The organism is Streptomyces sp. NPDC012769 (assembly GCF_042901205.1).
In the GTDB taxonomy this organism is placed as follows: Bacteria; Actinomycetota; Actinomycetes; order Streptomycetales; family Streptomycetaceae; genus Streptomyces.
Window position 1 is genome coordinate 288,359 of sequence record NZ_JBIBCP010000005.1, and the last position, 14,098, is coordinate 302,456.

Annotated in this window: 12 protein-coding genes; 10 read left to right on the forward strand and 2 right to left on the reverse strand. The window is 74.2% G+C overall.

Annotated features, from left to right (window positions below; all coding sequences use genetic code 11):
• The first annotated feature begins 2 nt into the window (after positions 1-2).
• Genes ACFY7C_RS26535 through ACFY7C_RS26545 form a run of 3 tightly spaced genes read left to right on the forward strand, consistent with a single transcriptional unit; the run spans position 3 to position 2,703 of the window.
• Positions 3-785 carry a DUF5819 family protein gene (locus tag ACFY7C_RS26535; protein WP_389654970.1) on the forward strand — a complete coding sequence of 261 codons (783 nt, stop codon included), beginning with the start codon at positions 3-5 and terminating at the stop codon, positions 783-785.
• Complete coding sequence (locus tag ACFY7C_RS26540; RefSeq protein ID WP_389654972.1) at positions 782-2,017, forward strand: HTTM domain-containing protein; 1,236 nt, start codon at positions 782-784, stop codon at positions 2,015-2,017. The genes ACFY7C_RS26535 and ACFY7C_RS26540 overlap by 4 nt, the downstream gene beginning before the upstream one ends.
• The gene (locus ACFY7C_RS26545) at positions 2,014-2,703 is read left to right on the forward strand and encodes a TrmH family RNA methyltransferase (protein ID WP_389654974.1); all 690 of its coding nucleotides are present in this window, start codon (positions 2,014-2,016) and stop codon (positions 2,701-2,703) included. Before ACFY7C_RS26540 ends, ACFY7C_RS26545 begins: the two co-directional genes overlap by 4 nt.
• A 343-nt stretch (positions 2,704-3,046) precedes the next feature.
• Here ACFY7C_RS26545 and paaN read toward each other — a convergent pair whose 3' ends face one another.
• Positions 3,047-4,744 carry a phenylacetic acid degradation protein PaaN gene (gene paaN, locus ACFY7C_RS26550; protein WP_389654976.1) on the reverse strand — a complete coding sequence of 566 codons (1,698 nt, stop codon included), beginning with the start codon at positions 4,742-4,744 and terminating at the stop codon, positions 3,047-3,049.
• A gap of 229 nt (positions 4,745-4,973) precedes the next feature.
• Between paaN and ACFY7C_RS26555 the strand changes: the two genes are divergently transcribed.
• A complete protein-coding gene (locus ACFY7C_RS26555; RefSeq protein ID WP_389655660.1) occupies positions 4,974-6,440 on the forward strand; it encodes a 3-hydroxyacyl-CoA dehydrogenase in 1,467 nt (488 codons plus the stop codon).
• A complete protein-coding gene (locus ACFY7C_RS26560) occupies positions 6,437-7,030 on the forward strand; it encodes a TetR/AcrR family transcriptional regulator (protein ID WP_389654978.1) in 594 nt (197 codons plus the stop codon). Before ACFY7C_RS26555 ends, ACFY7C_RS26560 begins: the two co-directional genes overlap by 4 nt.
• A gap of 90 nt (positions 7,031-7,120) precedes the next feature.
• Here ACFY7C_RS26560 and ACFY7C_RS26565 read toward each other — a convergent pair whose 3' ends face one another.
• On the reverse strand, positions 7,121-7,702 hold the full coding sequence (locus tag ACFY7C_RS26565) for an Lrp/AsnC family transcriptional regulator (RefSeq protein WP_389655661.1): 582 nt from the start codon (positions 7,700-7,702) through the stop codon (positions 7,121-7,123).
• Between the two features lie 193 nt (positions 7,703-7,895).
• Here ACFY7C_RS26565 and pdhA point away from each other — a divergent pair, with 193 nt between their 5' ends.
• The 5 genes from pdhA to ACFY7C_RS26590 all read left to right on the forward strand — a co-directional run bounded on the left by pdhA (position 7,896) and on the right by ACFY7C_RS26590 (position 14,082).
• Complete coding sequence (gene pdhA / locus ACFY7C_RS26570; protein ID WP_389654980.1) at positions 7,896-9,050, forward strand: pyruvate dehydrogenase (acetyl-transferring) E1 component subunit alpha; 1,155 nt, start codon at positions 7,896-7,898, stop codon at positions 9,048-9,050.
• On the forward strand, positions 9,047-10,078 hold the full coding sequence (locus tag ACFY7C_RS26575) for an alpha-ketoacid dehydrogenase subunit beta (protein WP_389654982.1): 1,032 nt from the start codon (positions 9,047-9,049) through the stop codon (positions 10,076-10,078). Before pdhA ends, ACFY7C_RS26575 begins: the two co-directional genes overlap by 4 nt.
• Complete coding sequence (locus ACFY7C_RS26580; protein ID WP_389654984.1) at positions 10,078-11,478, forward strand: dihydrolipoamide acetyltransferase family protein; 1,401 nt, start codon at positions 10,078-10,080, stop codon at positions 11,476-11,478. The genes ACFY7C_RS26575 and ACFY7C_RS26580 overlap by 1 nt, the downstream gene beginning before the upstream one ends.
• Positions 11,479-11,716: 238 nt before the next feature.
• On the forward strand, positions 11,717-12,664 hold the full coding sequence (locus ACFY7C_RS26585; RefSeq protein ID WP_389654986.1) for a DUF6457 domain-containing protein: 948 nt from the start codon (positions 11,717-11,719) through the stop codon (positions 12,662-12,664).
• Entirely contained in the window at positions 12,661-14,082 is a 1,422-nt protein-coding gene (locus tag ACFY7C_RS26590) for a molybdopterin molybdotransferase MoeA (protein ID WP_389654988.1), read from the forward strand. Before ACFY7C_RS26585 ends, ACFY7C_RS26590 begins: the two co-directional genes overlap by 4 nt.
• The last annotated feature ends 16 nt before the right edge of the window (positions 14,083-14,098 follow it).

A 14,098-nucleotide genomic window follows, 5' to 3' on the forward strand; every position in this document is an offset into this window, starting at 1 on the left:
CGATGCACTCGTACGACGACGGGGGCCCGGACGGGTCCGAGCCGGATGGTTCGCCCGAACGGGTGACGGAGGGGCCGAGGGCCGGGATCGCGGCGCTGTCCATGCCGTACCAGGTGGTCGCCGCCGTCGCGCTCGCCGTCCTCGGCGTCTTCGCCTGCGTCCACCTCGCGATGGTCTTCCTGCACGTCGCGCCCTCGAACACGCTGACGAAGAAGCACGGCGAGGCCGTCGACGACTGGATCTACCCCGAGTTCGAGCAGAACTGGAAGCTCTTCGCTCCCAATCCGCTCCAGCAGAACATCTCCGTCGAGGTCCGCGCCCAGATCTCCGGGGCGGACGGCGGCCGCACGACCACCGGCTGGATCGACCTGTCCGCCCAGGACGCGACGCGCATCCGCGGCAGCCTCCTGCCCAGCCACACCGCGCAGAACGAGCTGCGCCGGGCCTGGGACTTCTACCTCAACTCCCACACCGACGACCACCGCCCCAACGGGCTGCGCGGCGAGCTCTCGGAGGAGTACATGCGGCGGATCGTGCTGCTGCGCCTCGACGAGCGGGCACTCGGCGGCAGGGTCGAGAAGATCCAGCTGCGCTCCGCCACCCGGAGCGTCCCCGCCCCCGTGTGGAGCACCGAGAAGGTCGACACGGCGCCGGTCTTCCGCGCCGCGCCCTGGTGGCGCATCACCCCCGGCGACCGGCCCGCAGGGGCCGGGACCCAGGCCGGCGGCGAGGGCGGGACCGGAAGCAAGAGCGGGGCCCTGAAGGGTACGGAGGCCGTCCGATGAGCAGTACCCCGGCCGCCGAGCGGCCCCGCGTCCCCTTCGACCGGCGGCTCGCCGGCGCCGTCCAGAAGGTCACGGCGAACGCCCTCGGCCCCTACCAGACGGCGATCGTCCGCATCGGCTTCTCCGCCACCTGGCTGCTCTTCCTGCTGCGCGAGTGGCCCCACCGGCTCGAGCTGTACGGCCCCGACGGCCCCTGGTCGTGGGAGATGGGCCACCGGCTGATCACCGACAACCACGCCTTCACCGTGCTGATGTGGTCGGACGGACGCCTCTGGTTCGAGATCGTCTACGGCCTCGCCCTGCTCTCCGCCCTCCTCCTGCTCCTCGGCTGGCACACCCGGGCCGTCTCCGTGGTCTTCATGTGCGGCGTGCTCTCCCTGCAGAACCGCTCCATCTTCATGGGCGACGGCGGCGACAACGTCATCCACCTGATGGCGCTCTACCTCGTCCTCACCCGCTGCGCGCAGGTCTGGTCGCTCGACGCGCGGCGCGCGGCGCGCGGCCGTGGCGACGGCGGGGTTGTCGGGCCGCTGCTGTGGGTCGTGCTCGGTGGCTTCCTGATGGCCGCCACCTACTTCGCCGGCGCCACCGGGGAGTGGTGGCTGCTGGTGCTGCTGTGGGTGCTGTGGCTGGGACAGGGGCTGTGGTGGCTGGTGAGCCGCTATGCCTCGGACGAGCCGCGCACGCTCCTCGACGTGGTGGCCAACCTCGCCCACAACGCCACGCTCGTCGTGATCATGGCGGAGGTCTGTCTGATCTACGCCACGGCCGGCTGGTACAAGGTCCAGGGCTCGCGCTGGCAGGACGGCACCGCGCTCTACTACCCCCTCCAGCTCGACTACTTCTCCCCCTGGCCCGCCCTCTCCGACCTGCTGGGCGCGAGCGGGCTGATCGTTCTGCTGCTGACCTACGGCACCGTGATCGTGCAGGTCGCCTTCCCCTTCACGCTCTTCAACCGCAAGGTCAAGAACGTCCTGCTCGCGGCGATGATCCTGGAGCACGCCGGCATCGCCGTGCTGCTCGGGCTGCCGTTCTTCTCGCTCGCGATGATCGCGGCGGACGCGGTCTTCCTGCCGACGGTGTTCCTGGTGTGGCTGGGCGCGCGGGTCGCGGGAGGCCGCGACCGGCTGCTGGGGCGGACGCGGGCGGGGGCGGGGGCCGACGCGGTGGTGCCGGTGCCGGAGCAGGGCCGTTCGGGTGACGAGCCCAGTCCCCGTACCCTCGTCGGGTGAGCACCACCGAAGAACAGCCCGTCCCGGTTCAGCCCGTCCCGGACCAGGGTGACGAGCCGATCCAGTACGACGAGGGGTTCGGCCCCGAGGTCGGCGTCGGGCCGCATCCGGAGCCGTGGCCGCGGGGTGAGCGTTACGACCCCGAGCTGCTGGCGGGCGGCGACCGGCGCAATGTCGTCGACCGCTACCGGTACTGGACGCGTGAGGCGATCGTGGCCGACCTGGACACCCGGCGCCACGACTTCCACGTGGCGGTGGAGAACTGGGGCCACGACTTCAACATCGGTTCGGTGGTGCGGACGGCCAACGCCTTCCTGGCGAAGGAGGTCCACATCGTGGGCCGGCGGCGCTGGAACCGGCGCGGGGCGATGGTCACCGACCGCTACCAGCATGTGCGGCACCACCCGGACACCGAGGCGCTGACCGCGTGGGCGGCGGCCGAGGGCCTGCCGATCATCGGCATCGACAACCTGCCGGGCGCGGTGCCGCTGGAGCGGACCGTGCTGCCGCGCCGGTGTGTGCTGCTGTTCGGGCAGGAGGGGCCCGGGCTCACGGAGGAGGCGCGGGCGCGGGCGGAGAGGGTGTGCTCGATCGCCCAGTTCGGGTCGACGCGGTCGATCAACGCGGGGGCGGCGGCGGCGATCGCGATGCATGCGTGGGTGCAGCGGTACGCGGAGATCGACTGACGGGGCGGGGCCGCGGTGCTGAGCCGGGGCCTGGGCGTGGGTGGATTCCCCCACCCCGCCCCTTCCCGAAACCCTGACGGGACCGGGGGCTCCGCCCCCGACCCCCCCGCACCCCTACGCCTGGCGGTGGGGCCGCGTCCAGGCCGGTGGCCGGGCTCGGCGCCGCTGCTCTGTGCCCTGGGCCGGGGACCCTGAGGGACTCGACGCTCCGCCCCTCCCCGCACCCCTACGCCTGGCGGCGTGGGGTGGGGGTTAAGGGGGCGCCTGGGGCCGGGACCGGTGACCCGGGGTGTCCCCCAGGGCCGTCCCTCCTGGCGGAGGGACGGGGCCCCGGGGAGCGGGGTCAGGACTGGCGGCGGACTTCTACGACGCGGAAGCGGTTGGAGACGAAGGCTCCGTCGCAGAGGGCGGCGTTGGCGGCGGGGTTGCCGCCGGAGCCGTGGAAGTCGGAGAAGGCGGCGGTCTGGTTGACGTAGACGCCGCCGGTGAGGTTCAGGGAGAGCTGGGCCGACTCCTCCAGGCAGACCTCCTCGATGGCGCGCTCGGTGTCGGCGGAGGTGGTGTAGGCGCCGACCGTCATGGCGCCCTTCTCGCGGACCGTGCGGCGCAGCAGTTCCAGGGCGTCGGCGGTCGAGTCGACCTGGACGGCGAAGGAGACGGGGCCGAAGCACTCGGAGAAGTAGGCGGCCTCGGAGTCCGGCTTGGAGCCGTCCAGCTTCACGATGACCGGGGTGCGGACGACGGCGTCGGGGAAGTCCGGGTTCGTCACCTCGCGGGAGGCGAGCGCCACCTCGCCGAGGTCCGCGGCCGCCTCCAGGCGGGCCTTGACGTCCGGGTTGACCAGGGCGCCGAGCAGCGCGTTCGCCCGGGCGTCGTCGCCGAGCAGGCCGCCGACGGCGGCGGCGAGGTCGGTGACCACCTCGTCGTACGACTTCGGGCCCTGGTCGGTGGTGATGCCGTCGCGGGGGATCAGCAGGTTCTGCGGGGTGGTGCACATCTGGCCGCTGTACAGGGACAGGGAGAAGGCCAGGTTGGAGAGCATGCCCTTGTAGTCGTCGGTGGAGTCGACGACGACCGTGTTGACGCCGGCCTTCTCGGTGTAGACCTGGGCCTGGCGGGCGTTGGCCTCCAGCCAGTCGCCGAAGGCGGTCGAGCCGGTGTAGTCGATGATCCGGATCTCGGGGCGGACGGCCAGCGTCTTGGCGATGCCCTCGCCGGGACGCTCGGCGGCCAGCGCCACCAGGTTCGGGTCGAAGCCGGACTCGGCGAGGACCTCGCGGGCGACGCGCACGGTGAGGGCCAGCGGGAGGACGGCGCGCGGGTGCGGCTTGACCAGCACCGGGTTGCCGGTGGCGAGGGAGGCGAACAGGCCCGGGTAGCCGTTCCACGTCGGGAAGGTGTTGCAGCCGATGACCAGGCCGATGCCGCGGCCGACCGGCGTGAACTCCTTGCTGAGCTCCAGCGGGTCCCGCTTGCCCTGCGGCTTGGACCAGTCGGTGCGGCCGGCCGGGGTGCGGGTCTGCTCCTCGAACGCGTACGCCACGGCCTCGAGGCCGCGGTCCTGCGCGTGGGGGCCGCCGGCCTGGAAGGCCATCATGAAGGCCTGGCCGCTGGTGTGCATGACCGCGTGCGCGAACTCGTGGGTGCGGGCGGAGATCCGGGCGAGGATCTCCAGGCACACCAGGGCGCGGGTCTCGGGTCCCGCGTCGCGCCAGGCGGCCGTGCCGGCGCGCATGGCGGGCAGCAGCACGTCGATGTCGGCGTGCGGGTACTCGATGCCGAGCGCCGGGCCGTACGGCGAGGTCTCGCCGTCGGTCCAGCCGTCGGTGCCGGGCTGGTCGAGCTCGAAGCGCTTGCCGAGCAGCTCCTGGTAGGCCGCGAGGCCGGCCGCGGCGTCCAGCGAGCCGTTCTCCCCGTAGGCCTTCGGGTGCTCCGGGTACGGGGACCAGTAGGCGCGGGTGCGGATGGTGGCGAGGGCCTGGTCGAGCGTGGACCGGTGCTTCTCGGCCAGACGGTCGGTGGTCAGCTGAGCGGTGGCCATGGATGGACCAACTCCTCGTCGAGCTGGGCAGGGAGACGCGTACGGAGTTAGAGTAACCGAACGATCGGTCGGGACAAGGGGGTCCGTCGATCCTGTGGAAAACCCATCGGGGAGGATCACTCCTATGACCGCCAACGCGAACGTCCGCCCGGGGAGCGACGAGCTGTCGGCCGACGGAGCCGGGCCCATCGACCCCAGCCGCACCGTCGCCGTCGTCGGCACGGGCACCATGGGCCAGGGCATCGCCCAGGTCGCCCTGGTCGCGGGCCACCCCGTGCGCCTCTACGACAGCGCCCCGGGCCGGGCCGCCGAGGCCGTGACCGCCGTCGCCGGCCGCCTGGACCGGCTCGTCGAGAAGGGCCGGCTGGACGCGTCGGAGCGGGACACGGCGCTGGCCCGGCTGCACGCGGCGGACTCGCTCGCCGAGCTCGCCGACGCCGCCCTCGTCGTCGAGGCGATCGTCGAACAGCTCCCCGTCAAGCAGCGGCTCTTCGCGGACCTGGAGGAGGTCGTCGGCGAGGACACCGTGCTCGCCACCAACACCTCCTCGCTGTCCGTCACCGCCATCGCGGGAGGACTGCGGCTGCCCGGCCGGTTCGTGGGTCTGCACTTCTTCAACCCGGCCCCGCTGCTGCCGCTGGTCGAGGTCGTCAGCGGCTTCGCCACCGACCCGGACGCCGCCACACGCGCGTACGAGACGGCCAGGCGCTGGGGCAAGACGCCGGTGCGCTGCGCCGACACCCCCGGCTTCATCGTGAACCGGGTCGCCCGCCCCTTCTACGCGGAGGCGCTGCGGATCTACGAGGAGGGCGTCGCCGACCCCGCCACGATCGACGCGGCGCTGCGCGAGTCCGGCGGCTTCCGGATGGGCCCCTTCGAGCTGACCGACCTCATCGGCCAGGACGTCAACGAGGCCGTGACCCGATCCGTGTGGGACTCCTTCCACCAGGACCCCAAGTTCACGCCGTCGCTCGCGCAGCGCCGGCTCGTCGAGTCCGGACGGCTCGGCCGCAAGTCGGGGCACGGCTGGTTCTCGTACGCGGAGGGTGCCGAGCGCCCCGAGCCGCACACCGCGCCGCCGGCGAAGGCCCCGGAGTCGATCGTGGTCCGCGGCGACCTGGGGCCGGCCGAGCAGCTGGTCGGGCTCGTCGAGCAGGCCGGGATCACCGTCGAGCGGGGCGAGGGCGACACCGGCGGCATCGAGCTGCCGGGCGGCGCCGTGCTCCGCCTCGCGGACGGGAGGACCTCCTTCGAGCGCCACCGGGAGACGATTGTCCACTTCGACCTGGCGCTGGACTACGCGGCGGCCGGCCGGATCGTCGTCTCGGCCCGCGAGGGCATCCCGGCAGAGGCGTTCGCCGAGGCGGTGGGCCTCTTCCAGGCGCTCGGCAAGCAGGTCTCCGTCATCAAGGACGTGCCCGGCATGATCGTGGCCCGCACGGTCGCGATGCTGGTGGACCTCGCGGCCGACGCCGTCGAACGGGGCGTCGCCACCGCCGAGGACGTCGACACCGCCATGCGGCTCGGCGTGAACTACCCGGCCGGACCACTCGAGTGGGGGGCGAGGATCGGGTTCCGCCGCACCTGCTCCCTGCTGGTGCGGATGCACAAGCGATACCCGACCGGGCGGTACGCGGCGAGCATCGGCCTCGCGCGGCGCGGCTTCGCGGAAGCGATCCAGGAGGAGACCGGATGACCACCGCGAGACGCGACACCTACACCCCCGAGACGCTGCTCCAGGTCGCCGTCCGGGTCTTCAACGAGCGCGGCTACGACGGCACCTCCATGGAGCACCTGTCCAAGGCGGCGGGGATCTCCAAGTCGTCGATCTACCACCATGTGGCCGGCAAGGAGGAGCTGCTGCAGCGGGCCGTCAGCCGGGCGCTCGACGGGCTCTTCGCGGTCCTGGACGAGCCGGCCGCGGGGCGCGGCCGGGCCATCGAGCGGGTCGAGTACGTGACCCGGCGGACCGTCGACGTGCTGATGGCCGAGCTGCCGTACGTGACGCTGCTGCTGCGCGTGCGGGGCAACACGAAGACGGAGCGGTGGGCGCTGGAGCGGCGCCGCGAGTTCGACCACCGCGTGGCCGACCTCATGAAGGCGGCGGCGGCCGACGGCGACCTGCGGGCCGACGTGGACATACGGCTCGCCACCCGACTGCTCTTCGGCATGATCAACTCGCTGGTGGAGTGGTACCGGCCGCACCCGGACTCCCCGGCGGAGCGGGACCAGCTGGCGGACACCGTCGTCCACCTCGCCTTCGACGGGCTGCGTACGGCCCGCTGAGGCGGGCCCGAGGAGCCACGAGCCCGGCCGGGGCCACCCCGGCCGGGCTCGCGCGTTCTCGCGTCCGCCGCGGCGGCGGTCGCGCACCCGTCAGACTCGGCGGTCCGGGTCCGGGTCGAGATCGGTCTCCTCGAAGACCAGCAGGGTGCGGGTCGACAGGACCTCGGGGATGGACTGGAGCCGGGTGAGCACCAGCTCGCGCAGGGTCCGGTTGTCCGGGGTGTGCACGAGCAGCAGGACGTCGAAGTCGCCGCTGACCAGGGCGATGTGCGCGGCGCCCGGCAGGGCCTGGAGCTGTTCGCGCACGGTGCGCCACGAGTTCTGGACGATCTTGAGGGTGATGTAGGCGGAGGCGCCGTGCCCCGCGCGCTCGTGGTTGACGCGGGCGCCGAACCCCCGGATCACCCCGTCGTCGATCAGCCGGTTGATCCGCGCGTACGCGTTGGCCCGCGAGACGTGGACCCGCTCGGCCACCGACCGCACCGAGGCCCGGCCGTCGGCCTGGAGCAGTCGCAGGATGTCCCGGTCGATCGCGTCCAGCGGGCGGGCCGGCGGCATCGGGGAGACCATGGCAGGGCCGGCCGCCGACCCCGCCGGGAGGGCGGCGCCAGGGGGCGCGTTCAGGGGCGCGTTCAACGGCTCGGTGTCCGCCTGCTCGTCGACGTCGGCCATTTGTTCATCCGCCATGTCCCCCCGCCTCTCTCCCGTGGACGACCTGCACCCATCCCAAGCTGTGGAGAACCGTTTGTCCACAGGCTGGAGGTGCCTGTAGCCAAAATGCCTCCACGACCGAACAATCGGTAGGTGAGGCGCGCCACATTCCGCGCCACCCGTCTTCGGGTCTTATGCCCGCTCCCACGAGGAGGTGGACTCGTTGCAACAGCGCAGTTCGACAGTCCAAGAGCCCCCCGGTTCCTACCGGCCCACTCCGCCCCCGGCATGGCAGCCGCGCATGGACCCGGCCCCGCTGCTGCCGGACGCCGAGCCGCTGCGCGTGATCGGCACGGAAGCGGTCGCCGACGCCGACCCCGAGCTGCTGCGCCGGCTGTACCGGGAGCTCGTCCGGGGCCGTCGGTACAACGCGCAGGCGACAGCCCTGACCAAGCAGGGCCGGCTCGCCGTCTACCCCTCCACGACCGGGCAGGAGGCCAGCGAGGTCGCTGCCGCGCTGGCCCTGGAGGAGCGGGACTGGCTCTTCCCCTCCTACCGCGACACCCTCGCCGCCGTCGCCCGCGGCCTCGACCCCGTGCAGGCCCTGACCCTGCTGCGCGGCGACTGGCACACCGGCTACGACCCGCACGAGCACCGCATCGCGCCGCTGAGCACCCCGCTCGCCACCCAGCTCCCGCACGCCGTGGGCCTCGCCCACGCCGCCCGCCTGAAGGGCGACGACGTCGTCGCGCTCGCCATGGTCGGCGACGGCGGCACCAGCGAGGGCGACTTCCACGAGGCGCTGAACTTCGCCGCCGTATGGCAGGCCCCCGTGGTCTTCCTCGTGCAGAACAACGGCTTCGCGATCTCCGTGCCGCTCGCCAAGCAGACCGCGGCCCCCTCCCTGGCCCACAAGGCCGTGGGCTACGGCATGCCCGGCCGGCTCGTGGACGGCAACGACGCCATAGCCGTCCACCAGGTGCTCACGGAGGCCGTGTCCCGCGCCCGGCGCGGCGGCGGCCCCACCCTCGTCGAGGCCGTCACCTACCGGATCGACGCCCACACCAACGCCGACGACGCCACCCGCTACCGGGGCTCGGCCGAGGTCGAGACCTGGCGGGCGCACGACCCGATCCTGATCCTGGAGCGGGAGCTGACCGAGCGCGGACTGCTCGACGAGGACGGCCGCCGCGCCGCCGCCGAGGACGCCGAGACGATGGCGGCGCGCCTGCGCGAGCGGATGAACGCCGACCCCGTGCTCGACCCGATGGACCTGTTCGCCCACGTGTACGCCGAGAAGACCGCGCAGCTGCGCGATCAGGCGGCGCAGCTGCGTGCGGAGCTCGACGCCGAGAGCGAGGCGGGATGACCACCCACGCCACCGCGCGGCCGGCCACGAAGGCCGCCGCCAAGCCCGCCACCATGGCGCAGGCCCTTCAGCGGGCCATGCGCGACGCGATGGCCGAGGACCCCACCGTCCATGTGATGGGCGAGGACGTCGGCACCCTCGGCGGCGTCTTCCGGATCACCGACGGCCTCGCCAAGGAGTTCGGCGAGGACCGCTGCACCGACACGCCGCTGGCCGAGGCGGGCATCCTCGGCACGGCCGTCGGCATGGCCATGTACGGGCTGCGGCCGGTCGTGGAGATGCAGTTCGACGCCTTCGCCTACCCGGCGTTCGAGCAGCTGATCAGCCATGTCTCCCGGATGCGCAACCGCACCCGCGGCACGATGCCGATGCCGATCACGGTCCGCGTGCCGTACGGCGGCGGAATCGGCGGCGTCGAGCACCACAGCGACTCCTCCGAGGCGTACTACATGGCGACGCCCGGCCTCCACGTCGTCACGCCGGCGACCGTCGAGGACGCCTACGGGCTGCTGCGGGCCGCCATCGCCTCCGACGACCCGGTGGTCTTCCTGGAGCCCAAGCGGCTCTACTGGTCCAAGGCCGACTGGTCGCCCGAGGCGCCGACCGCCGTCGAGCCGATCGGCAAGGCGGTCGTGCGCCGCCGCGGCACCAGCGCCACCCTCATCACCTACGGCCCCTCCCTGCCGGTCTGCATGGAGGCGGCCGAGGCGGCCAGGGCCGAGGGCTGGGACCTGGAGGTCGTCGACCTGCGCTCGCTCGTGCCCTTCGACGACGAGACCGTGTGCGCGTCCGTGAAGCGCACCGGCCGGGCCGTCGTGGTGCACGAGTCGGCCGGTTTCGGCGGCCCCGGCGGGGAGATCGCCGCCCGGGTCACCGAGCGCTGCTTCCACCACCTGGAGGCACCGGTGCTGCGGGTCGCGGGCTTCGACATCCCGTACCCGCCGCCGATGCTGGAGCGGCACCACCTGCCGGGCGTGGACCGGGTCCTCGACGCGGTCGCGCGACTCCAGTGGGAGGCGGGCAGCTGATGGCCCAGGTGCTCGAATTCAAGCTGCCCGACCTCGGCGAGGGACTCACCGAGGCCGAGATCGTGCGCTGGCTCGTCGACGTCGGCGACGTCGTCGCCATCGACCAGCCGGTCGTCGAGGTCGAGACGGCCAAGGCGATGGTGGAGGTGCCCTGCCCCTATGGCGGCGTGGTCACCGCCCGCTTCGGCGACGAGGGCAGCGAACTGCCCGTAGGGGCTCCGCTCCTGACGGTCGCCGTCGGCGGCGCCCAGGACGGCGACGGCGCGCCCGCCACCACCGCCTCGGCGACCCCGGCCCCGGCGCAGCGCTCCGACGCCGCGGCCGCCGAGTCCTCGGAGTACTCGGGCAATGTGCTCGTCGGCTACGGCACCGCCGGGCCGGCCGCCCGGCGCCGCCGGGTGCGGCGCGAGACACCGGTCGCCGTGCCGGCCGCCGCTCCCGCCGCCACCGCCTCCGTCGCGGCGTCCGTTCCGGCTCCCGCGGCTCCGGCCGCGCCGCTGGGCCCCGTACCCGTCATCTCGCCGCTGGTGCGCAAGCTCGCCCGGGACAAGGGGCTCGACCTGCGGCAGGTCCGCGGCTCGGGACCCGAGGGACTGATCCTGCGCGCCGACGTGGAATCGGCCCTCGCCGAGCGGGACCGGCCGGTCGCCGCGCAGGCTCCCGTGCCGGCCGCCGCGGCGCCCGTCGCCGTGGCCGCGCCGACCGCCACGGCCGGTGAGCGGGTGCCGCTGCGCGGAGTGCGCGGCGCCGTCGCCGACAAGCTGTCCCGCAGCCGCACCGAGATCCCGGACGCCACCTGCTGGGTCGACGCCGACGCGACCGAACTCATGGCCGCGCGCGCGGCGATGAACGCGGCGGGCGGACCGAAGATCTCCGTCCTCGCCCTGCTCGCCCGGATCTGCACCCACGCCCTGGCTCGCTTCCCGGAGCTCAACTCCACGGTCGACACGGCCGCGCGGGAGATCGTCCGACTGCCCTCCGTCCACCTCGGGTTCGCCGCCCAGACCGACCGCGGTCTCGTCGTGCCCGTCGTGAAGGACGCGGGCGGCCGCACCGCCGAGTCGCTGACCGCCGAGTTCGCCCGTCTCACCGAGTCGGCCCGGCAGGGGACGCTGACCCCGGCGGACCTCACCGGCGGCACGTTCACCCTGAACAACTACGGGGTGTTCGGGGTCGACGGCTCCACGCCGATCATCAACCACCCCGAGGCGGCCATGCTCGGCGTGGGACGGATCGTCCCCAAGCCGTGGGTGCACCGGGGCGAACTGGCCGTACGTCAGGTGGTGCAGCTCTCGCTCACCTTCGACCACCGGGTCTGCGACGGTGGGACGGCCGGCGGCTTCCTGCGCTACGTGGCGGACTGCGTCGAGAACCCGGCGGTGCTGCTGCGCACCCTGTGAGCCGCCCGCGGCGCCGACGGCGCCGCGAGCGGCGGGACTCCGCCGGGGCGTACGCCGGCCGGGGCACGGGGCCCCGGCGGCACCCGGCGGCCTCGTCCGGGACCCAACCCCATGCCGGGTCCCGGACACGCTCGATCGGACCGGGCGGCCCTTCGGCCGCCCGGCCGTCGCGTCTCCCTCCGTGAGACGAGCCGCCCGTCCCGGATCCCCGCGACCGGGGACGGACCATACTGCTGGGATGACGACCGCGTACGACGCCCTCGTGCTCGCCGGCGGCGCCGCCCGGCGCCTCGGCGGTGCCGACAAGCCCGCGGTAAGGGTGGGGGGCCGCCCCCTGCTCGACCGGGTCCTCGCGGGCTGCCGCGACGCCCGCCGCACCGTCGTCGTCGCCGACCCCCGGACCACCGCCCGCCCCGTCGAGTGGGCCCGCGAGGACCCGCCCGGCGGCGGCCCCGTCGCCGCGCTCGCGGCGGGCCTGCGCCATCTCGCCGAGACGACGGGCGGCGCCCCCTCACCGGCCGGCGCCCCCTCACCGGCCGGCGCCCCCTCACTGGCCGATGCGGCCGGTGCGGCCGGGGACATCGTGCTCGTCCTCTCCGCCGACCTGCCGTTCTTCGACGGCGGGGCGGCGCGGCGGCTGGTGGCGGCGCTCGACGGGGTGCCCGGGGCCGAGGCGGCCGTGACCGTCGACTCCGGTGGGCGGCAGCAGCCGTTGGTCGCCGCCTACCGGGCCGAGGCGCTGCGGCGGGAGGTGGAGCGGGTCGCCGCCGAGCGCGGTGGGGTGGACGGGGCTCCGCTGCGCCAGGTCACAGCGGGCCTGCGTATCGTCCGGGTCGACGCGGCGGGCGACGTCGACGTGTCGTTCGACTGCGACACCTGGGAGGACATCGCCATCGCCCGGGCGCGGATCAGGGAGCATGGGAACGTGTTGGATGAATGGATCACCGCAGTCAAGGACGAACTGGGCATCGACCTGGACGTCGACACCGCCGTGCTGCTCGACCTGGCCCGTGACGCCGCGCACGGCGTCGCACGGCCCGCGGCGCCGCTGACCACCTTCCTGGTCGGCTACGCGGCGGCGAAGGCGGCCGGTGCGGACGGTGGGTCCGAGGCCGTCCGGGAGGCCGCGGCCAAGGCCGCCGCCCTCGCCCAGCGCTGGGCCGCCGAGCAGGACGAGGCCGGATGACCAGGCGGGAGCCCCAACCCGACTACGGCGTGGACGACGCCCTCGCCCTCGTCGGCCGGCGCGACCGGGACCGTGCGCCCCACGAGGCCCACCGCGCCACCCCCTGGCCCGAGGCCCGCGCCGTGGCCGCCCGGGCCGGGACGAAGGCCGCGGCCGCCCGGCGACCGGAGCCGGTCCCGCTCGCGCGGGCGCTCGGCCGGGTGCTGGCCGAGCCGCTGCACGCACTCACCGACCTGCCCTCCTTCGACACCTCCGCCATGGACGGCTGGGCGGTCGCGGGCCCCGGCCCGTGGCGGATCGACCCCGACGGAGCGGTCCTCGCCGGACGCGCCACCGCGTCCGTGCTCGCCGACGGCGAGGCGGTGCGCATCGCCACCGGCGCCCGGGTGCCGTCCGGGGCCACCGCGGTCGTCCGCAGCGAGCACGCCCACACCGACAGCGCCGGCCGGCTGCACGCCCGGCGGGAGGTCGTCCCCGGGCAGGACATCCGCCCCCGCGGCCAGGAGTGCCGGTCGGGCGACCGGCTGCTGCCCGCGGGGAGCACCGTCACGCCCGCCGTGCTCGGGCTCGCCGCCGCGGCCGGATACGACGAGCTGACCGTCCACCCGCGCCCGCGCGTGGAGGTGCTCGTCCTCGGCGACGAGCTGCTCACCTCCGGGCTCCCGCACGAGGGCCTGATCCGCGACGCGCTCGGCCCCCTGCTCGGCCCGTGGCTGAGGGCGCTCGGCGCCGAGGTCCTCGGCACCCGGCGGATCGGCGACGACGCCGACGCGCTCTACGCGGCCGTCACCGGCTCCGCCGCCGATGTGGTCGTCACCACCGGCGGCACGGCGGCCGGGCCCGTCGACCACGTCCACCCGGTGCTCACCAAGGCCGGCGCGACCCTGCTCGTGGACGGGGTGAAGGTCCGCCCCGGCCACCCCATGCTCCTGGCGGAGTTCGACCCCGAAGCCGGCCTCACCAGCCCCACCAGCCCCACCAGCACCGTCTCCACCGCGTCCGCCCGGCCCGGGCCGCGTCATCTCGTCGGGCTGCCCGGCAATCCGCTGGCCGCCGTCTCCGGGCTCCTCACGCTCGCCGAGCCGCTGCTGCGCACCCTCGCGGGCCTGCCGGCCCCCGTCCCGTACCGCGTGGGCGTGCGCGAGGAGATCCAGGGGCACCCGTACGACACCCGGCTCGTCCCGGTCGTCCAGCGTGGCGACGAGGCCGTGCCCCTGCACTACAACGGGCCGGCGATGCTCCGTGGCATCGCCGTCGCCGACGGCATGGCCGTGGTTCCGCCCGGGGGTGCCCGCCCCGGCCAGTCGCTGGACGTCCTCGATCTCCCCTGGTCGGCACACCAGGTGCACCGGGCACAGCAAGCGCAGCAGGCACAGCAAGCGGATCAGGGCGAGGACGAAGGAGTGTGTTTCACGTGAAACTGCCCAGCCGTGA